Annotated in this window: 19 protein-coding genes; 9 read left to right on the plus strand and 10 right to left on the minus strand. The window is 67.4% G+C overall.

The features are described from left to right. The first annotated feature begins 86 nt into the window (after positions 1-86). Positions 87-1,928, plus strand: coding sequence for a class I poly(R)-hydroxyalkanoic acid synthase (gene phaC, locus AC5W54_RS11880; RefSeq protein ID WP_495962302.1), 1,842 nt, complete (start codon positions 87-89; stop codon positions 1,926-1,928). A 129-nt stretch (positions 1,929-2,057) separates the two neighbouring features. On the opposite strand, the gene lnt is transcribed toward phaC, so the two are convergent. From lnt to miaB, 5 genes are all read right to left on the minus strand, one after another. Continuing rightward, positions 2,058-3,530, minus strand: coding sequence for an apolipoprotein N-acyltransferase (gene lnt, locus AC5W54_RS11885; RefSeq protein WP_495962303.1), 1,473 nt, complete (start codon positions 3,528-3,530; stop codon positions 2,058-2,060). A gap of 19 nt (positions 3,531-3,549) precedes the next feature. Further along, complete coding sequence (locus AC5W54_RS11890) at positions 3,550-4,419, minus strand: CorC family transporter (RefSeq protein WP_495962304.1); 870 nt, start codon at positions 4,417-4,419, stop codon at positions 3,550-3,552. Then, the gene (ybeY, locus tag AC5W54_RS11895) at positions 4,416-4,937 is read right to left on the minus strand and encodes an rRNA maturation RNase YbeY (protein WP_495962305.1); all 522 of its coding nucleotides are present in this window, start codon (positions 4,935-4,937) and stop codon (positions 4,416-4,418) included. The genes AC5W54_RS11890 and ybeY overlap by 4 nt, the downstream gene beginning before the upstream one ends. After that, positions 4,934-6,025, minus strand: a complete 1,092-nt coding sequence (locus tag AC5W54_RS11900; RefSeq protein ID WP_495962306.1) for a PhoH family protein — start codon at positions 6,023-6,025, stop codon at positions 4,934-4,936. The genes ybeY and AC5W54_RS11900 overlap by 4 nt, the downstream gene beginning before the upstream one ends. Before the next feature lie 86 nt (positions 6,026-6,111). After that, the gene (gene miaB, locus AC5W54_RS11905; RefSeq protein WP_495962307.1) at positions 6,112-7,455 is read right to left on the minus strand and encodes a tRNA (N6-isopentenyl adenosine(37)-C2)-methylthiotransferase MiaB; all 1,344 of its coding nucleotides are present in this window, start codon (positions 7,453-7,455) and stop codon (positions 6,112-6,114) included. Positions 7,456-7,700: 245 nt separating this feature from the next. On the opposite strand from miaB, the gene AC5W54_RS11910 reads away from it, so the two are divergent. The 3 genes from AC5W54_RS11910 (at position 7,701) to AC5W54_RS11920 (ending at position 9,531) form a co-directional block, all read left to right on the plus strand. Beyond that, positions 7,701-8,033, plus strand: a complete 333-nt coding sequence (locus AC5W54_RS11910; RefSeq protein ID WP_495962308.1) for a DUF1820 family protein — start codon at positions 7,701-7,703, stop codon at positions 8,031-8,033. Positions 8,034-8,274: 241 nt separating this feature from the next. Next, positions 8,275-8,874 (plus strand): TIGR04211 family SH3 domain-containing protein, encoded by a 600-nt coding sequence (locus AC5W54_RS11915; protein WP_495962322.1) that lies wholly within the window; start codon positions 8,275-8,277, stop codon positions 8,872-8,874. A gap of 18 nt (positions 8,875-8,892) precedes the next feature. Continuing rightward, positions 8,893-9,531 (plus strand): class I SAM-dependent methyltransferase, encoded by a 639-nt coding sequence (locus AC5W54_RS11920; protein ID WP_495962309.1) that lies wholly within the window; start codon positions 8,893-8,895, stop codon positions 9,529-9,531. A 67-nt stretch (positions 9,532-9,598) separates the two neighbouring features. On the opposite strand, the gene AC5W54_RS11925 is transcribed toward AC5W54_RS11920, so the two are convergent. Next, positions 9,599-10,189 (minus strand): YajG family lipoprotein, encoded by a 591-nt coding sequence (locus tag AC5W54_RS11925; RefSeq protein WP_495962310.1) that lies wholly within the window; start codon positions 10,187-10,189, stop codon positions 9,599-9,601. Positions 10,190-10,313: 124 nt separating this feature from the next. Between AC5W54_RS11925 and AC5W54_RS11930 the strand changes: the two genes are divergently transcribed. Next, positions 10,314-10,760 (plus strand): GNAT family N-acetyltransferase, encoded by a 447-nt coding sequence (locus tag AC5W54_RS11930; RefSeq protein WP_495962311.1) that lies wholly within the window; start codon positions 10,314-10,316, stop codon positions 10,758-10,760. Positions 10,761-10,797: 37 nt separating this feature from the next. On the opposite strand, the gene AC5W54_RS11935 is transcribed toward AC5W54_RS11930, so the two are convergent. From AC5W54_RS11935 to cysP, 4 genes are read right to left on the minus strand one after another with little or no spacing between them, the layout of a single operon-like run. Continuing rightward, positions 10,798-11,913, minus strand: coding sequence for a sulfate/molybdate ABC transporter ATP-binding protein (locus AC5W54_RS11935; protein ID WP_495962312.1), 1,116 nt, complete (start codon positions 11,911-11,913; stop codon positions 10,798-10,800). Further along, entirely contained in the window at positions 11,910-12,755 is an 846-nt protein-coding gene (gene cysW / locus AC5W54_RS11940) for a sulfate ABC transporter permease subunit CysW (protein WP_495962313.1), read from the minus strand. Before cysW ends, AC5W54_RS11935 begins: the two co-directional genes overlap by 4 nt. Then, positions 12,755-13,612 carry a sulfate ABC transporter permease subunit CysT gene (cysT, locus tag AC5W54_RS11945; protein WP_495962314.1) on the minus strand — a complete coding sequence of 286 codons (858 nt, stop codon included), beginning with the start codon at positions 13,610-13,612 and terminating at the stop codon, positions 12,755-12,757. The genes cysW and cysT overlap by 1 nt, the downstream gene beginning before the upstream one ends. Further along, positions 13,609-14,619: a thiosulfate ABC transporter substrate-binding protein CysP gene (gene cysP / locus AC5W54_RS11950; RefSeq protein WP_495962315.1), complete on the minus strand. Its 1,011-nt coding sequence runs from the start codon at positions 14,617-14,619 to the stop codon at positions 13,609-13,611. Before cysP ends, cysT begins: the two co-directional genes overlap by 4 nt. 267 nt (positions 14,620-14,886) lie before the next feature. Between cysP and AC5W54_RS11955 the strand changes: the two genes are divergently transcribed. The 4 genes from AC5W54_RS11955 (at position 14,887) to argE (ending at position 18,753) form a co-directional block, all read left to right on the plus strand. Continuing rightward, positions 14,887-16,191, plus strand: coding sequence for a flavin-containing monooxygenase (locus AC5W54_RS11955; protein WP_495962316.1), 1,305 nt, complete (start codon positions 14,887-14,889; stop codon positions 16,189-16,191). 239 nt (positions 16,192-16,430) lie between these two features. Beyond that, positions 16,431-16,835: a RidA family protein gene (locus AC5W54_RS11960; RefSeq protein WP_495962317.1), complete on the plus strand. Its 405-nt coding sequence runs from the start codon at positions 16,431-16,433 to the stop codon at positions 16,833-16,835. After that, positions 16,832-17,506, plus strand: a complete 675-nt coding sequence (locus tag AC5W54_RS11965) for a DUF1028 domain-containing protein (RefSeq protein WP_495962318.1) — start codon at positions 16,832-16,834, stop codon at positions 17,504-17,506. Before AC5W54_RS11960 ends, AC5W54_RS11965 begins: the two co-directional genes overlap by 4 nt. After that, positions 17,503-18,753 carry an acetylornithine deacetylase gene (gene argE, locus AC5W54_RS11970; protein ID WP_495962319.1) on the plus strand — a complete coding sequence of 417 codons (1,251 nt, stop codon included), beginning with the start codon at positions 17,503-17,505 and terminating at the stop codon, positions 18,751-18,753. Before AC5W54_RS11965 ends, argE begins: the two co-directional genes overlap by 4 nt. Positions 18,754-18,835: the final 82 nt, after the last annotated feature.

Raw genomic sequence — 18,835 nt, forward strand, 5'->3', positions numbered from 1 at the left:
TTCCCGATTCCCGTATCGAGGGGCTCGGGGAGGCGCCTTTTCCTATTGATAGATGGCAATAGCCGGCAGGTAGTCAGGAGGGGTCAATGCAGGCAGGGGTGCACGCACCGTCGCAGGCCGAGCTCGAGGCATGGAACGCTCAGCTCAAGGTGATCGGCGAGGAGTATCAGGCCTTGATGGGAGACATGATGGAGCGGCTGGTGCCCAGCGATGCCGCCGACTCGGTCTATGAAGACATGCGCGATAGCTTTCGCGCGGGAGCCGAGTCACTGATGCACAACCCCCCCCTGCTGTGGCAGGCCCAGTCACGGCTGCTTCAGGATCAGTTCCAGCTCTGGCAGCAGGGCATGCGGGCACTGGCCGGCGAAGCGGTGGAGCCGCTGGTCACTCCGGCGAAGGGCGATCGGCGTTTCAACGACGAGGCCTGGACCAACGATCCCCACTACCTGGCCATCATGCAGCAGTACCTGCTGTTCTCGCGGATGGTCGAGGAGCTGGTGGAGAATCTCGATGGCCTCGATCCCGAGAAGCAGCGCAACCTCTCTTTCTATGCCCGCCAGGTGGTCAATGCCATGGCGCCGACCAATTTCGTCGCCACCAACCCCGAGGTGATGCGCAAGACCCTGGAGACCCGTGGCCAGAACCTCATCGACGGTCTGACCCGACTGCGCGAGGACCTGGCCAATTCCGCCGAGGGCCTCAACGTGACCATGACCGACCGCAGCGCCTTCGAGGTCGGCCAGAACATTGCCGTGACCCCGGGCTCGGTGGTCTACGAGAATGAGTTGATCCAGCTGATCCAGTACAGCCCCTCCACCGAGCAGGTCTTCAAGACGCCGCTGCTGATGGTGCCGCCCTGGATCAACAAGTACTACATCCTCGACCTGCGCCAGGACAACTCCCTGGTCAAGTGGCTGGTGGACCAAGGCCATACGGTGTTCCTGATCTCCTGGCGCAACCCCGGCCCCGAGCAGCGTGACCTGACCTGGGCCGACTACATGCAGATGGGCCCGATCGCCGCGATGGGCGCCATCGAGCAGGCCACCGGCGAGAAGTCGGTCAATCTGCTCAGCTACTGCGTCGGCGGCACCCTGGCCGCTTCCACCGTGGCCTATCTGACCAGCACCCGCCGCGGCCGCAAGGTGAAGTCGGCGACCTACATGACCACCCTGCAGGACTTCCGCGACCCGGGCGACATCGGCGTCTTCCTCACCGAGCCGGTGCTTCAGGGCCTCGAGGCCAAGATGGCACGCGACGGCTACCTGGACGGACGGGTGATGGCATTCTCGTTCAACCTGCTGCGCGAGAACGATCTCTTCTGGTCCTTCTATATCAGCAACTACCTGAAGGGCGACATGCCGGCGCCCTTCGATCTGCTCTACTGGAACACCGACGGTACCAGCCTGCCGGCGGCTACCCACGGCTGGTACCTGCGCCACATGTACCTGGAGAACCGCCTGGTGGAGCCGGGCGGCATCGAGCTCGACGGGGTCAAGATCGACCTGCGCAAGATCTCCACCCCGAGCTATTTCCTCTCCACTCGCGAGGACCATATCGCCAAGTGGAACAGCACTTACTACGGGGCGCTGCTGCCCAAGGGGCCGGTGACCTTCGTGCTGGGGGGCTCGGGCCATATCGCCGGGGTCGTCAACCCACCCTATCGCAACAAGTATGGCTACTGGACCAACGACGAGCTGCCCGAGACCCACGAGGAGTGGCTCGAGGGAGCCGAGCAGCACGAGGGCTCCTGGTGGCCCCACTGGCAGCAGTGGATCACCGAGGGCGGCTATGCCGACCCGCAGAAGATGGTCCCGGCGCGTCAGCCAGGCGAGGGCGAGCTCGACATCCTCGAGCCGGCGCCGGGGCGCTACGTCAAGATGACGATTCCCGAGGTGCTGGGCGAGACCCCGGCTTCGCCGGAAGCGTGAAGCTGTAAGCCGTAAGAAAAACACTCCCCACCGGCATGCCGGTGGGGAGTGTTTTCGTTCATCGGCAATTTCCGGGTTTAAGCTGGCTTCGAGCTTCGAGCTTCGAGCTTCGAGCTTCGAGCTTCGAGCTCAGCGGCGCAGGCGCAGCCCTGGCACTGTCATCAGCCCGGCCAGCAGCCAGACTGGCCAGCTGCCGAGGCGGGTGAAGGGGGTGTGCCCGGCCATGGCCATCACCTCGCCGGTGATGCTGGTGGTCTTGAACTGGGGGGCGCGCTCGAGGACCCGGCCGCGTGGGTCGATGATCACGGTGACGCCATTGCTGGTGGCGCGGATCAGGTAGCGGCCGTTTTCCAGGGCGCGCAGGCGGGCCATCTGCAGGTGCTGCAGGGGGCCGATGGAGGCGCCGAACCAGGTGTCGTTGGAGACGGTCATCAGCAGCTCCGCCTGGCGGGCCTGCTCGGCCACCAGGTCGGCGTAGATGATCTCGTAGCAGATGGCGTTGCCGATGGTGACGCCGGCGGCGCGGATCGGTCCCTGGCCCGCGGGTCCCGGGGTCATGGCCGGCATCGGCAGGTCGAAGAAGGCGATGGTGCCGCGGAGCCAGCGCTCGAGGGGCAGGTACTCGCCGAAGGGCACCAGGTGCGCCTTGCGGTACTCGCCCTCGGCGTTGCCCAGGCCGATCACGCTGTTGTAGTAGAGGCCGCGATCCTCGCGCTGCAGGATGCCGGTGAGCAGGGCGGTCCCCGGGGCCAGATTGGACTGGACCCGCTCGAGGATCGGCCGCGCCTGGTCCTCGAACATCGGCAGGGCGGCCTCGGGCCAGACGATCAGGTCGAGGTCGTCGGGCTGGGCCAGGGTCAGCCGGCTGTAGGTGTTGGCGGCGATGCGCTGTCCCTCGGGCGTCCACTTGATGAGCTGATCCAGGTTGCCCTGCAGCAGCGCCACCCTGAGCGGCTCGCCGGTGGGGGTGGTCCATTGGGTGGGCAGGGCCAGCGGCGCGAGCCAGAGGGCGGCGATAGGCGCCAGTGCCCACCAGCGTCGGCGCAGGAGCTCGACCCCCAGGCTGCCGGTGAGGGCGGTGATCAGCGACAGGCCATAGACTCCGATCACCGGTGCCCAGGGGGCGAGCGGCGAGTCCACATGGCCGCTGCCCAGCAGCAACCAGGGAAAGCCGGTGAACAGCCAGGTTCGCAGCCACTCGCCGAGCACCCAGGCGCCGGCGAAGGTGAGGGCGGCCAGGCGTGGGCCACACAGGAGGCGATAGAGCCACAGGGTGGCAGCGAAGAACAGCGCCAGGCCGACCACGAAGAGGCTAGTGAGGAACAGCGCCAGCGGGATACCGGTATAGCCGTAGTCGTGGATCGACACATAGACCCAGGACGCCCCCGAGCCGAACAGGCCGATACCATAGCACCAGCCACGCAGGGCGGCCTGGGCCGGCGTCAGGGCCGGCAGGCCGGCATAGACGAGTCCGGCGGCCACCGGGGCCAGCCACCAGAGCTCGAAGGGCGAGGCGGTGAAGGTGGTGAGTACCCCGGCGGCCAGGGCCAGCAGGTAGCCCAGGGCCGGGGAGAAGCGCAGCTCATGCATCTTGTTGGCCATCCTTGGAGGGAGTCCCTGATCAATCGGAGCCTGTCTCATGGCAGGGCTGGGCTTCCAGCAGGCGAATGCGGCGGTTGTCGGCGTTGAGTACCGTGAAGCGCCAGCCGCCGATCTCGGTGTGCTCTCCCCGGCCAGGCAGGTGGCCGAAGCGCTGCATGACCAGCCCCCCCAGGGTATCGAACTCCTCGTCGGAGAACTGGGTGGCGAAGCGCTCGTTGAAGTCCTCGATCGGGGTCAGGGCGCGAATGGCGTAGCGTCCATCCTCGAGCTCGCGGATGTCCTCCTCCTCCTCGATATCGTGTTCGTCCTCGATGTCGCCGACGATCTGCTCGAGGATGTCCTCGATGGTGACGATACCCGCGGTACCGCCATACTCGTCGACCACCACCGCCATATGGTTGTGGGTGTCGCGGAACTCCTTGAGCAGGCTGTTGAGGCGCTTCGACTCGGGCACGAACATCGCCGGGCGCACCACCTCCTCGAGCCGGAACGGCAGCCCGTTCTCCTGGCCGGGGCGCAGCAGCGGCAGCAGGTCCTTGGCCAGCAGGATGCCCTTGACCTCGTCGAGGTTCTCGCCGATCACCGGGTAGCGGGAGTGGCCGGTCTCGAGGATCACCGGCAGGTACTCCTCCAGGGGCTGGTCGAGGGCGATGGCGGTGACCTGGGAGCGGGGGATCAGCACCTCGCGAACCTGCTGGTCGCTGATCTGCAGGGCGCCCTCGATGATCATCATGGCGTCCTGCTCGAGCTTGAGTCGGCTGGCCGCCTGGCGCAGGAATTCGAGCAGCTCGTCCCGGGAGCTGGGTTCGTCGCTGTCGCTGGAAAGGGCGCTGAACAACTTCTCGAGCCAGGACTTGCCGCCCTGGCCGGTCGATCGGTCTTCGCTCATGCGTCGGCTCTCTTGTCCTCGGTATCGGGGCCCGCGGTGTCGGGGCCGTCGCGGGTGTCCGTACGATAGGGGTCGGCGATGCCCAGGCCGGCGAGGATCTCGCGCTCGAGCCCCTCCATGACCTCGGCCTCGGCGTCCTCGAGATGGTCGTACCCGAGCAGGTGCAGGGTACCGTGCACCACCATATGAGCGTAGTGAGCCCCCGGTGACTTGTCCTGCTCCCGGGCTTCCTGGAGCACCACGGGGTGGCAGATCACCAGGTCGCCGAGGAGCGCCATCTCGATGCCCGGGGGGCACTCGAAGGGGAAGGAGAGCACGTTGGTGGGCCGGTCGCGGCCGCGGTAGTCGCGGTTCAGGGCCCGGCTCTCCGCCTCGTCGACCAGGCGCACCGTCAGCTCCGAGGCGGGGTCGACGTCATGACGGGCCAGTACGGCGGCGATCCAGGTCTCGAGCGCGGCCTGGCTCGGCAGGCCGTCGGCCTCGACGGCGACCTGGCGGTCGACGAGGGGAGGCGTCATGAGTCGCCCCGCACTCCGTTGCCACGGTCGTGCTCGATACGCTCCTGACGGCGCGTCTCACGCTGCTGCTCCCGGGCCTCCCGGCGCGAGCGCTCGGCGGCTTCCTGCTCGGCCTCGAAATGGTCGTAGGCCTCGATGATGCGTTGCACCAGCGGGTGACGCACCACGTCCTTGGCGGCGAAGTGGGTCACGCCGATGCCGGGGGTCTCCTTGAGCACGTCGAGTACCTGGATCAGCCCCGAACTCTGGCCACGGGGCAGGTCAACCTGGGTGACGTCGCCGGTGATCACCGCGGTGGAGCCGAAGCCGATACGCGTCAGGAACATCTTCATCTGCTCGCGGGTGGTGTTCTGGCTCTCGTCGAGGATGATGAAGGCGTTGTTCAGGGTGCGCCCGCGCATGTAGGCCAGCGGAGCGATCTCGATCACCTGGCGCTCGATCAGCTTGGCGACCTGCTCGAAGCCGATCATCTCGTAGAGGGCGTCGTAGAGCGGACGCAGGTAGGGATCGATCTTCTGGGCCAGGTCACCGGGCAGGAAGCCCAGCTTCTCGCCGGCCTCGACCGCCGGGCGCACCAGCAGGATGCGACGCACCTCCTGCTGGTTGAGGGCCTCCACCGCCGCGGCCACCGCCAGGTAGGTCTTGCCGGTGCCGGCCGGCCCGATGCCGAAGTTGATGTCGTGGGCGCGAATGCTCTGGACGTAGCCCTGCTGGTTGAGCCCGCGGGGCTTGATCACCGTCCGCGGGGTGCGCAGCAGCACCTCGCCCTCCTGGTCGGGACCTTCCTCCTCGTCCAGTGCCTCGAGGCCGGATTCCTGCAGGAAGAGGTGCACGGTATCGGGGGTCAGGTCGCTGGCCTCGGCCTCGCGGTAGAGGTGTTCGAGCACGTTGGCGGCAGCCTTGACGCGATGGTTGGGGCCGGCCAGCTGGAAGATGTTGCCGCGGTTGCGCAGGGTGATACCGAGCCGGGACTCGACCAGCTTGAGATGCTCGTCGCGCTGGCCGCAGAGGTTGGCCAGGCGCCGGGGATCGTTGGGCTCGAGGTTCAGGGTGATGATGCGATTGGCCTGGGTGGCTGGCTGGCTCAAGACAGGGGGATCCGTGCGTGGTGGATGTGGTCTCAGCTTACTGCCCCGGCGGTCGCCGGGGCAATGCATGGCTGAGGCGTGTGGGGTCAGAAGCGCTCGGGAGACGCCAGCTCGCCGCGCAGGGAGTTGGGGAGCGCTTCGCTGATCTCCACGTAGACGAAGTAGCCGATCAGCTCGAAGGGGTTGGCGGCGCGGAAGTTGACCACCCGGTTGTTCTCGGTGCGCCCGGAGAGCTGCCCCGGGTCTCTGGGCGAGAAGCCGGTGACCAGGATCCGCTGGGTCGAACCGACCATGCGCCGACTGATCTGCATCGCCTGCTGGTTGATGCGCTCCTGGAGGATCGCCAGGCGCTGCTTCTTGACGCTCTCGGGGGTGTCGTCGGCCAGCGAGGCCGCCGGGGTGCCGGGGCGTGCCGAGTAGACGAAACTGAACGAGTGGTCGAAGCCGATGCGGTGGATCAGGTCCATGGTCGCCGCGAAGTCCTCTCCGGTCTCGCCGGGGAAGCCGACGATGAAGTCGGACGAGAAGCTGATCTCCGGGCGCAGCGCGCGGATGCGCTCCATCTTCTCGACGTACTCCTCGACGGTGTGGCCGCGTTTCATGGCCGCCAGGATGCGGTCGGAGCCGGCCTGCACCGGCAGGTGCAGGTGGCTGACCAGCTCGGGGATCTCGCCATAGGCGTCGATCAGGCTGTCGGAGAACTCCACGGGGTGGGAGGTGGTGAAACGCACCCGGTCGATGCCCTCCACCGCCGCCACGCAGGCAATCAACTCGGCCAGGTCGATCTCGTCGCCGAGCCGGTTCTCGCCGCGATAGGCGTTGACGTTCTGGCCCAGCAGGTTGATCTCGCGTACGCCCTGGTCGGCCAGGTGAACCACCTCGTCCATCACCGCCTCGAAGGGGCGCGAGACCTCTTCACCGCGAGTGTAGGGCACCACGCAGAAGGTGCAGTACTTGGAGCAACCCTCCATCACCGAGACGAAGGCGGTGGCACCGTCGGAGCTCGGCTTGGGCAGGTGGTCGAACTTCTCGATCTCGGGGAAGGTGACGTCGACCACCGAGATCTGGTCGTTGCGGCGCGCGTCGAGCATCGCCGGTACCCGGTGCAGGGTCTGGGGGCCGAATACCATGTCGACGTGGGGGGCGCGCTTGCGCAGGGCCTCGCCCTCCTGGCTGGCCACGCAGCCGCCCACGCCGATCACCAGGTCGGGGTTCGCTTCCTTGAGCTTCTTCCAGCGACCGAGCTGGTGGAACACCTTCTCCTGTGCCTTCTCGCGGATCGAGCAGGTGTTGAGCAGGATGACGTCGGCTTCGCGCTCGTCGTCGGTGAGCTCAAGTCGATGGGATTCGCCGAGCAGATCCGCCATGCGCGCGGAGTCGTACTCGTTCATCTGGCAGCCGTGCGTCTTGATGAAGAGTTTCTTCGCCATAAGAATAGGGTCGTGGCGTCTGGCGCCCGACGTCTGTTACCGATGAAGATGAATGGGGGTCGCGAGGTCTTCGCGAGGCGTGACCGGAAGCGGCCGCTCGAATGGCCTCATTATACGCAGGCACCCCGCGGGGGGCCAGCATGCCCGGGTGCGTGGTGGCCGACTGTGGTACCCTTGGCGCCTCGCGAGATGGCATGACGCACGAGCGTCACATTCAGGGTGACAGGTGAGGAGCGGGCACCATCATGGCGGCCAAACCGATCTATCGAGTGGTATTCCACCAGCAGGGCGAGATCTGGGAGCTCTATGTCCGCGAGATCTTCCAGAGTGACCTGTGGGGCTTCATCGAGGTCGAGGCATTCGTCTTCGAGGATGCCTCCAAGCTGGTGGTGGATCCCTCTGCCGAGAGGCTGCGGCGCACCTTCGAGGGTGTCAGTCGCAGCTATCTGCCGTTGAACGCCATCGTGCGCATCGACGAAGTGGAGCGCGAAGGGCCGGCGAGGGCGGTGAAGAGCGAGGGCAGCAGGGTGGCCGAGTTTCCGCGACCGCTGACGCCCCCGCCCAAGGGCAAGGGCTGAAGCCTGGTCACTGAATGACCAGGGAGAGGGCAGGCCGGGCAGGGCGGCCCTCGGCGTTGGCTTTCCAGCGGTTTTCCCGGCACTTGTCCACAGAAGCTGTGGAGAACCACGAGGCCAGGCAGTAGTCTCATCGTGCCGTTGCCGGAGGGATGCCGGTGGCGGTGACGGGTCGCGGCGGAGCGGATCCCGCTAGAACATCCAGGACGACGGCATGACGAAACATGACTTCAAATTCTTGACCATGGGCGTGGCCCTGGGGCTGCTGGCCCTGCCGCTGCACGCCCAGGAAACCGATGACGGCACCCAGTGGGTGTCCGATTCACTGACCACCTACGTACGCAGCGGCCCGACGGATGGCTACCGCATCGTCGGTACCCTGACCGCCGGCGAGCCGGTCACGGTGCTGGAGACCAGCGGGAACTACTCCCGGGTTCAGAACAGCGACGGTAACACCGTCTGGGTGCTGAGCGGCGAGCTTCAGGAGACGCCGAGTGCCCAGGTGCGCCTGCCGGCACTGGAGACCCGGGTGGCCGAACTGACCGACGAGCTTGATGGCATCAACGAGGCGTGGGAGAACCGCGTCTCCACCATGACCGAGACCCTGGAGCTGCGTGAGCAGCGCATCGAGGAGCTGGAGAGCCGCAACCGCGAACTCGACGCCGAGGCCGAACAGTCGCGGCGGACCGTTCGCCAGTTGCAGGCACGCCTCGATACCCAGGAGGAGGATCTGCTGCTGCGCTACTTCATGTACGGTGGCGGCGTGGCCGGTGGCGGCCTGCTTGTCGGCCTGATCATTCCCCACCTGCCGCGTCGTCGCAAGAAGCGCGACCGTTGGTTCTGAACCGCGGCAGGAGAGACGATGGCCAACGAATGGCTCGAGCGCTGGCGGGAAGGCCGCATCGGCTTCCATCGCGAGCAGACCCATACGACGCTGATACGCTACTGGCCCCTGCTGGGCGTGACGCCCGGCACCAAGGTGCTGGTGCCGCTGTGTGGCAAGAGCCTGGACATGCGTTGGCTGGGGCAGCATGACCATCCGGTACTGGGCATCGAGGTCGCCCCCGAGGCCATCGAACAGTTCGTCGCCACGGGGGCGGGAGAGGTCTCGCGCTACCGACAGGACGGCTTCGACGTCTGCCGTCAAGGCAACGTGGAACTGTGGTGCGGTGACTTCTTTCACTTCCATATCGCGCAGGCGGCGGAGATCGGCGCCTTCTACGATCGCGCCGCCCTGATCGCCCTGCCGCCGGCCACCCGGCAGCGCTATGCCTTCCATCTCGCCCAGCTGATTCCTCCCGCGGCCCCCGGCCTCTTGATCAGCCTGACGCGGGCGCCCGGCGACGAGGGCGGTCCGCCCTTCAGCGTGACCGCCGAGGAGGTGCGCGAGCTGTTCGAGCCCAACTTCCAGGTCACCCACCTCGAGGATGGCGAGCGCGAGCCGGGCAGCGGTTTCCGCGAGAGCGCCTGGGCCCTGGTGCGCCGTGGCCCCGTCGTCTAGCAGTGGAGTTCGCCAGAAAACGACGAGGGCGCCCCGCGGGGCGCCCTCGGCGTGTCACCGTTGGTCTTTATCTCGCCAATAATTTCCCCAGATCCGGGTCACGGAAGGCGCGATCGAGACCGTCCGAGAGCAGGTCGTTGACCATGCGGGTGTTGGTGTCGCGGTCGGGACGCACGGCAAAGCTCTGGGTACGCCGGGAGGTATAGGTGCCGGTATAGGTGTTGCCACCGTTGACCGCCTCGGCGATGAACACCGCTTCCAGGCGCGCCTCGTCGATCACCGGGCGGCTCTGGCCGCGTTCGTAGCCCAGGTGATCCAGCGTCAGGGTCAGGCTGGGGCGTCCCTCGGCTCGCTCGGTGGTGGGAGTGAAGCCCATCTCGCGCACGGCCCGCTCGGCCTCGGCCTGGAGCCGGGGCACCAGCTCGTGGGCGCTGACCGTGATGGTGGCGGTGGACATGGCGCTGCCGCTGCGGGTACCGATCACTTCGCTGTCGCGACCGTCGACGGCCACCACGGTGATCTGCTGGCCGCTGCCGGCCTGAGGCACCGCGACGCTGCGCTTCGGGTTCAGCTGCAGGTAGTGAGGGCTGGCGCAGCCGGCCAGCCAGAGGCCGGCGAGCAGCATGGCGGAGAGACGCAGAAAGTGGCGACGTCGCATTCGGTGGCTCCGAGAGGTCAGGTGGGAGGGTTTCCCGCGATTATATCGCCTCGCGACGGAGGCAGGAATTCCCGGCGCAGGGGTCGAGGGTTACACTGTCGCCATAGACCAACGGATGGCCACCATGATTCGACCCGCGACGCCCGGGGACATACCGCTCCTCGTCGACATCTGGCTGCGCGCCTCGCGCCAGGCCCACGACTTCATCCCCGCCGAGTTCTGGGAGACCCGGGCCGACGCGATGGCACGCGATTACCTGCCCGCCGCCGAGATCCACGTGCTCGACGCCGGTAGCCGGGTGATCGGCTTCGCGGCCCTCGATGGCGACCACCTCGAGGCGCTGTTCGTCGACCCGGAGGTGCAGAGCTACGGCCACGGGACCCGGCTGATGGCCCACGCCATGGAACACCGCAACTGTATCAGCCTGTGCGTCTACTCGCGCAACGTGCGCGCCGTCTCCTTCTACCGGCGGCTGGGTTTCCAGGTCTGCGGCGAGCGCGAGGAGCCGCAGACGGGCGAGCGGGAGACGCAGATGCGCTGGTCGCGCCAGGCCGGCGCGATTGACGCCTGATCCCGAGTCGATCGCCCATCGCGGGTGTCGACTCGGGTCAGGAGACCGCTTCAGCGCGCGGTGCCTGGCTGGTGCCCGATGCCGTGGCGAAGCGATGCCAGCGCCGGGGCAGGGCGTAGAGGCGCTGGCCACGCTGCAGGGCGAGCCGCTCGTAGTCGGCGTGGCGCACCGTGGCGAGCCAGGGGGCAGCCATCCAGTCCGCGGCGAGTTCCACCCGCACCTCGGCGCCCACCGGCGAGATGGCGGTGACGGTGACCGGCAGCCTGGCCTCGGCAGTCGGTGTCTCCACGAGCTTTACCTCGTGGGGGCGCAGCAGCAGCTCCTCCGGACCATCGGGGAGCTCGACCGCCAGTTGGGCGTCGCCGCAGGTGAGGGTGCCGTCGCGCACGTCGCCCTCCAGGTGGTTCACGTCGCCGAGAAACTCGAACACGAAGCGGTTGGCCGGCGCCCGGTAGAGGGTATCCGGGGTGTCGATCTGTTCGATGCGGCCGTTGCTCATCACCACCACCCGGTCGGAGAGTTCCAGTGCCTCCTCCTGGTCGTGGGTGACGAAGACGCTGGTGAAGTTGAGCTCGTCATGCAGGTGGCGCAGCCAGCGGCGCAGCTCCTGGCGCACCTTGGCATCCAGGGCGCCGAAGGGCTCGTCGAGCAGCAGTACATCGGGTCGCAGGGCGAGCGCCCGGGCCAACGAGACGCGTTGCTGCTGGCCGCCGGAGAGCTGGGCGGGGAAGCGGTTGGCCAGTGACTCGAGCTGGACCATCTCCAGCAGCCGGTGCACCCGGGCGCGGATCTCGCCGCCGGTCGGGCGGCGCTTGCGCGGCATCACGGTGAGGCCGAAGGCCACGTTGTCGTAGACCGTCATGTGGCGGAACAGCGCGTAGTGCTGGAAGACGAAGCCGATGCGTCGGTCGCGCACATGCACGTGGGTCACGTCGCGGTCGCCGAAGAAGATGCGCCCGGGAGTCGGTGTCCGGTCGGCGGCCTCGAGGCCGGCGATGATACGCAGCAGGGTGGTCTTGCCGGAGCCGGAGGGCCCCAGCAGGCCGATCAGCTCGCCCTCGCGGATCTCCAGGTCCAGGGGGTCCAGGGCCCGGGTGGCTCCCCGGCCCGTCGGGCCATAGGTCTTGGCGATGTTCTCGAGGCGGATGCTCATGTAGAAGCCTCCTGGCGCGCGGCGCGCCATTCCAGGCCGGCCTTGGCGGCCAGCGTCAACAGGGCGATCAGGGCCAGCAGCGCGGCACTGGCGAAGGCGCCCACGGTGTTGTAGTCCTGGTACAGCTGCTCCAGGTGCAGTGGCAGGGTGTTGGTCTGGCCGCGGATGGCCCCGGAGACCACCGATACCGCGCCGAACTCGCCCACCGCCCGGGCGTTGGTGAGGATCACCCCGTAGAGCAGTGCCCAGCGGATGTTGGGCAGGGTCACGCGGCGGAACAGCGTCCAGCCCGAGGCGCCCAGCGTCACGGCGGCCTCCTCGTCGCGCGACCCCTGGGCCTGCATCAGCGGGATCAGCTCGCGGGCCACGAAGGGGCAGGTGACGAAGATGGTGACCATCAGGATGCCCGGCCAGGCGAACATCAGCTGGATGTCGTGGCTGTCCAGCCAGCCACCGATCCAGCCGTTGCGGCCGTAGAGCAGCAGATACACCAGGCCCGCCACCACCGGCGACACCGCGAAGGGGATGTCGATCAGGGTCTGCAGGATGCGCCGTCCGGGAAAGCGGAAGCGCGTCACCAGCCAGGCCAGCATGACCCCGAACACCAGGTTGACCGGAATGGTCAGCACGGTGATGAACAGCGTCAGGCTGATGGCCGAGCGCGTGTAGGTATTGGTGACGTTGGTCCAGAAGACGCCGGCCCCCTGGGCGAAGGCCTGGGCGAAGATCGCCACCAGCGGCAGTAACAGGAACAGTGCCGACAGCGCCACGGCCGCGATCACGAGCAGGCGCCGCACCCGCGGGGCGTCACCGATACGCTGGGTACCCTCCAGGCGAGACATCAGCCCTTCCCTCCATGCAGCCGCTTGATGAAGCGCCCCTGCCAGACGTTGATGGCGAGCAGCAGGGCCAGCGACACGGCGAGCACCACCGAGGCGATGGCCGAGGCCCCGGCATAGTCGTACTCCTGCAGCTTGACGAAGATCATCAGCGCGGTGATCTCGGTCTCGTAGGGCATGTTGCCGGCGATGAAGATGATAGCGCCGAATTCGCCCAGCGAGCGCACGAAGGCGAGCCCGGTACCGGTGACCAGCGCCGGCCACAGGTGCGGCAGGATCACCCGCCGGAAGGCGGTGCCGTCCGAGGCGCCCAGGGTCAGGGCCGCCTCGTCGACCTCGTGGGGGAGGTCCTCGAGCACCGGCTGCACGGTGCGCACCACGAAGGGGATGCTGGTGAAGGCCATGGCCAACGCGATGCCCACCCAGGTGTAGGCGACCTGCAGGCCGAGCGGCTCGAGCAGCCGGCCCATCCAGCCGTTGCTGGAATAGAGGGTGGCGAGCGTGATGCCGGCCACGGCAGTGGGCAGGGCGAAGGGCAGGTCCATCAGGGCGTCGAGCAGACGCTTGCCGGGAAACTCGTAGCGCACCAGCACCCAGGCCAGCAGCAGGCCGAAGGCCGCATTGACGATCGCCGCCACCGCCGCCGCCCCCATGGTGACGAGGTAGCTGGCGACCACCCGGCCGTCGGTGATGATTGCCCAGTACTGGGCCAGGCTGAGATCGGCCAGTTGGCCGAACAGCCCGGTCATCGGCAGCAACAGCACCAGCGAGACGAACAGCAGGCTGACGCCGAGCGAGAGACCGAAGCCTGGCAGCACCCGCTTGGGGGTGCCGCCGGCACGCAGGGCGAGCGTGATCATCGGCGCTGTAGCTGATCCAGCAGGGCGCCGCCGGCGAAGTGCGCTTCCATGGCGTCCTCCCAGCTACCGACGATGTTTTCGACCTCCAACAGCTCGGTCTGCGGGAACTGCTCGGCGAACTCCTCGACCACCGCCTCGTGATGCACGCGATAGTTGAAGCGGGCCAGCATCCGCTGTGCCTCTTCGCTGTAGAGGTACTCCACGTAGGCCCGGGCCAGATCGAGGTTGCCGTTGCGCTCGGCGTTGGGCTCGACCACCGCCACCGGGAATTCGGCCAGGATGCTGACCGGCGGCACGATCACCTCGTAGTCCTCCTCACCATATTCGCCGCGGATATTGTTGACCTCGGACTCGAAGCTGATCAGCACGTCGCCGATGCCACGCTCGATGAAGCTGGTGGTGGCACCGCGGCCGCCGGTGTCGAACACCGCCACGTTGCGCAGGAAGGTGCGCATAAAGTCGTGTACTTGCTCGTCATCCCCCTCGAATTCCGCATCGGCGAAGCCCCAAGCGGCCAGGTAGGTATAGCGGCCGTTACCGGAGGTCTTGGGGTTGGGGAAGACGATGCTCACGTCCTCGCGGACCAGGTCGTCCCAGCTCTCGATGCCCTTGGGGTTGCCCTGGCGCACCAGGAAGGCAGTGGTGGAGTAGTAGGGCGAGGCGTTGTTGGGCAGCTGCGCCTGCCAATCCTCGGCCACCAGGCCGCCGTCGGCCAGGGCCTGGACATCGGTGACCTGGTTGTAGGTCACCACGTCGGCGCGCAGGCCCTGCAGGATGGCGCGGGCCTGGGCGGAGGAGCCGCCGTGGGACTGGCTGACGGCCACCTCTTCACCCTGTTCGGCCTGCCAGTGGGCGATGAACTCCGGGTTGATGGCGGCGAACAGCTCGCGGGCGATGTCGTAGGAGGAGTTGAGCAGCTCGCGCTCGGCGGCCAGGGCCGGGCCGCCGAGGCCGGTGGCCAGGGCGATGGCGAGCAGGCTCTGCTGGAAGAAACGCGGTGACGTCATGGAGACTCCGGGGATTGTTTGGACGCTAACAGCAAGGTTAAATCTCGATTTGGGGAATTACAATCCTGTTCTTTATTTGTTTTTGGAATAAGTCGCGATAGACGAATTCAATCGGTTGGCCCGCACAGGGCACGACGCTTTGTGCGGCGGATGGCCCGTTTTTTGGATCTGTTTTTTTGATGCTAAAGCCATAATAACTATATTTTATCTAATCACCGGGGGTGCCTAAAGTGTGGCCATAACAACATCACCAGAAGGACCCCGGACATGACTGTAGCCAAGATCGATACGCTGGTAGTGGGCGGTGGCCAGGCCGGCGTGGCCATGAGCGAACACCTTAGCAATCAGGGTGTGCCCCATCTGGTGCTGGAGCGCCATCGCATCGCCGAGGCCTGGCGCACCCGCCGCTGGGATTCGCTGGTGGCCAATGGCCCGGCCTGGCACGACCGCTTCCCGGGGCTCGAGTTCGACGACCTGGACCCTGATGCCTTCGCCTCCAAGGAACGGGTCGCGGCCTATTTCGAGGCCTATGCCGAGAAGATCCAGGCCCCCATCCGCACCGGGGTCGAGGTCAGGTCGGTGGAACGCAACACCGGCCGGCCCGGCTTTACCGTCGAGACCTCCGAGGGAGTCATCGAGGCCAATCGCGTGGTGGCCGCCACCGGCCCCTTCCAGACGCCGGTGATTCCGCCCATCGCCCCCGACGACGAGAGCCTCACCCAGATCCACTCCGCCGAGTATCGCAATCCCCAACAGCTGCCGGAAGGGGCGGTGCTGGTGGTGGGCGCCGGCTCCTCCGGAGTGCAGATCGCCGAGGAGCTGCAGCGCGCCGGCAAGCGGGTCTACCTCTCGGTGGGGCCCCATGATCGTCCGCCCCGGGCCTACCGCGGCCGCGACTTCTGCTGGTGGCTGGGGGTGCTCGGTGAGTGGGATGCCGAGATGATGCGCCCCGGCAGCGAGCACGTCACCATCGCCGTCAGCGGCGCCGATGGCGGCAAGACCGTTGACTTCCGCGAGCTGGCCCACCAGGGCATGACCCTGGTCGGTCGGACCCGGGGCTTCTCTGATGGCAAGGTCACCTTCGAATCCGACCTGGCCGACAATCTGGCCGCCGGCGACGCCAGCTACCTGTCGATGCTCGATGCCGCCGACAACTATGCCCGCCGTAACGGCCTCGACCTGCCGGAGGAGCCGGAAGCGCGGCGCATCCCCGCCGACCCGGCCTGCGTGACCGAGCCTGTGCTCGAGCTCGACCTGGCCGGAGCGGGAATCACCGCCATCGTCTGGGCCACCGGTTTCTCGGTGGACTATCGCTGGCTGAAGGTCGATGCCTTCGACGACAACGGCAACCCCCGGCATCAGCGCGGCGTCTCCAGCGAACCCGGTGTCTACTTCGTCGGCCTGCCCTGGCTGTCGCGGCGCGGTTCCAGCTTTATCTGGGGGGTGTGGCACGACGCCAAGCATATCGCCGATCACATCGCCACCCAGCGCAAGTACCTGGCTTACCACGCCGAGGCCCAGTGCCGGGGCGAGGATAACGCCGCGCCGCGCCGCGCGGCGACCGTCGAGTAAGCCAGCGGGGCGCTGTGTGGCCCCCCATGATGGGGTTTATCGCAACTAGGCATGAAGGCGCACGGTGTTTTGTGGGAGCCCGGCGGTCCGGCGTTCCGGTTTCCCGCGCGATTATCGCCCGAAGGGCGATCCTGGTTTAGCCGCCAATCGCCGAGACGCGGCTTCGCGCTGATCAGCGAAAAACCATTAATTGCCTTAGCAGCAAGGAGCCGTCGATGCCGACGCATACACGAATTCGCATGTTCAATACCAAGGCCACCTATCCCAACCAGAGCCTGGACAACGACCTCTGCCAGGCGGTGCGGGCCGGCAACACCGTCTATGTACGCGGCCAGGTGGGCACCGACTTCGAGGGGCGCCTGGTCGGCCTGGGCGACCCCGCCGCCCAGGCTGTCCAGGCCATGAAGAACGTCAAGCAGTTACTCGAGGAAGCCGGCAGCGACCTCAGCCATATCGTCAAGACCACCACCTATATCACCGACCCGCGTTTCCGCGAGCCGGTCTACCGGGAGGTGGGGCAGTGGCTCAAGGGGGTCTATCCCATCTCCACCGGCCTGGTGGTGGCGGGCCTGGCCCAGCCGGAGTGGCTGATGGAGATCGATGTGATCGCCGTGATCCCGGAAGACGAGGAGGGCACCCAATGACCTTCTCCATCGCCGGCTTCTGCCGCGAGACCGGCCAGTTCGGCACAGCCATCAGCTCATCGAGCATCTGCGTGGCCAGTCGCTGTCCTTTTATTGCCCCCGGGGGCGGGGTGGTCCTGACCCAGAACGTCACCAACCCGGTGCTGGGCCAGCGCGGCACCGAGCTCCTGGCCCAGGGGTTGGACGCCGAGACGGTGCTGGCGCGTCTGGTGGAGGAGGAGCGCTTCCCCGAGTGGCGCCAGCTGCAGGTGCTGGACGCCGAGGGGCGCAGCGCCGTGCATAGCGGCGCCGAGACCCTGGGGATCCATGCCACCCGCCGCGGCCGCGACTGCGTGGCCGGCGGCAATATGCTCGCCGACACCGCGGTGATCGATGCCCTGGTGGAGACCTTCGAGAGCCACCCGGGAGAGCTCGCCGAGCGGCTGCTGGCGGCGCTGGAGGCGGCCCAGGCCGCCGGGGGCGAAATGGGGCCGGTGCACTCGGCGGGGCTCAAGGTCTATGAGCAGGCCAGCTGGCCGGCAGTCGACCTGCGGGTGGACTGGCATATCGCCCCCATCCAGGAGCTGCGCATGGTGTGGCAGGCCTACCTCCCCGAGCGGGCCGCCTATCTCTGCCGCGCCATCGATCCCCACCAGGCGCCCGGCTACGGGGGGCCGGGAGATGACCGATGAGGGATGCCTCGACGGCCTGTGTCGATCTGCTGGAGCGGTTGATCGCCTTCGATACCACCAGCGATCGCAGCAACCTGGCGCTGATCCACTTCGTGCGGGATCTGCTCGCCGAGCAGGGCATCGAGGCGACCCTGGTCCCCTCGGCCTGCGGTGAGAAGGCCAACCTCTACGCCACCATCGGCCCCAGGGATCGCCCTGGGGTGATGCTCTCCGGGCATACCGACACCGTGCCGGTGACCGGTCAGGCCTGGAGCAGTGACCCCTACCGGCTGACCGTGAAAGGGCAGCGCCTCCATGGTCGCGGCAGCGCGGACATGAAGGGCTTCCTGGCGGCAGTGCTGGCGGCGGTGCCGGCCATGGCCCGCACCGAACTCGCCGCGCCCATCCACCTGGCCTTCTCCCACGACGAGGAGGTGGGCTGTGTGGGGGTGCGCAGCCTGCTCGAGGCCATGCGCCGCTTCCGGGTGCGCCCCGCCGCCTGCGTGGTGGGCGAGCCCACTGCCATGCGCCTGGCCACCGCCCACAAGGGCAAGCTGGCCGGTCGCATCGAGGTGACCGGTCGCGCCTGTCACTCCGGCATGGCTCCGGAGGGCATCAATGCCATCCAGGCGGCGGCGCCGCTGATCCAGTGGTTCGCCGACACCGCCGCCGGCAAGGCCGAGCTGGGGCCCTTCGATACCCGCTTCGCCATCCCCTATACCACTCTGCAACTGGGCACCGTCGCCGGCGGCACGGCGCTGAATATCGTGCCGGCCCAGTGTCGCCTCGACTTCGAGGTGCGCAACGTCCCGGACGAGGACCCGCAGGTACTGCTGGCGCCGCTGATGGCGGAGATCGATCGCCTGGATGCCGAGCTCAAGGCGCGCCATCCCGAGGCGGGCGCCACCCTCAGCTGGCTCGGCGACTACCCGGGCCTGGCCATGGCGGAGGAGAGCGAGCTGGTGGCGCTGATCCTGTCGCTGCTGGCCGAGCCGGGGCGCGAGCGCATCGGCTTCGGCACCGAGGCGGGGCTCTTTCAGCGGGAGCTGGGGATTCCCACCCTGGTCTGCGGCCCCGGCAGCATGGCCCAGGGCCACCAGCCCGACGAGTACGTGACCCGGGAGCAGCTGGGGCGCTGCGAGGCCTTCCTGGCGCGACTCACCGAGGCCCTGGCCGACCCGGAAGCGGTGGTGCGCCTGGAGCGCGCCTGCGCTGCCCTGGACTCTAGTAAATATCCCCCGGCAAAGCCGGGGGCTTTATTTTGTTAGCCCCTCAAAGGGGCAAGAATTTGAGCCGCCTGAAGGCGGCCATCCTCACATGCCGAACTTGAGCTGGTCATAATGTTCATCC

The sequence above is a fragment of the Halomonas sp. LMYGS-3 genome, from assembly GCF_059509875.1.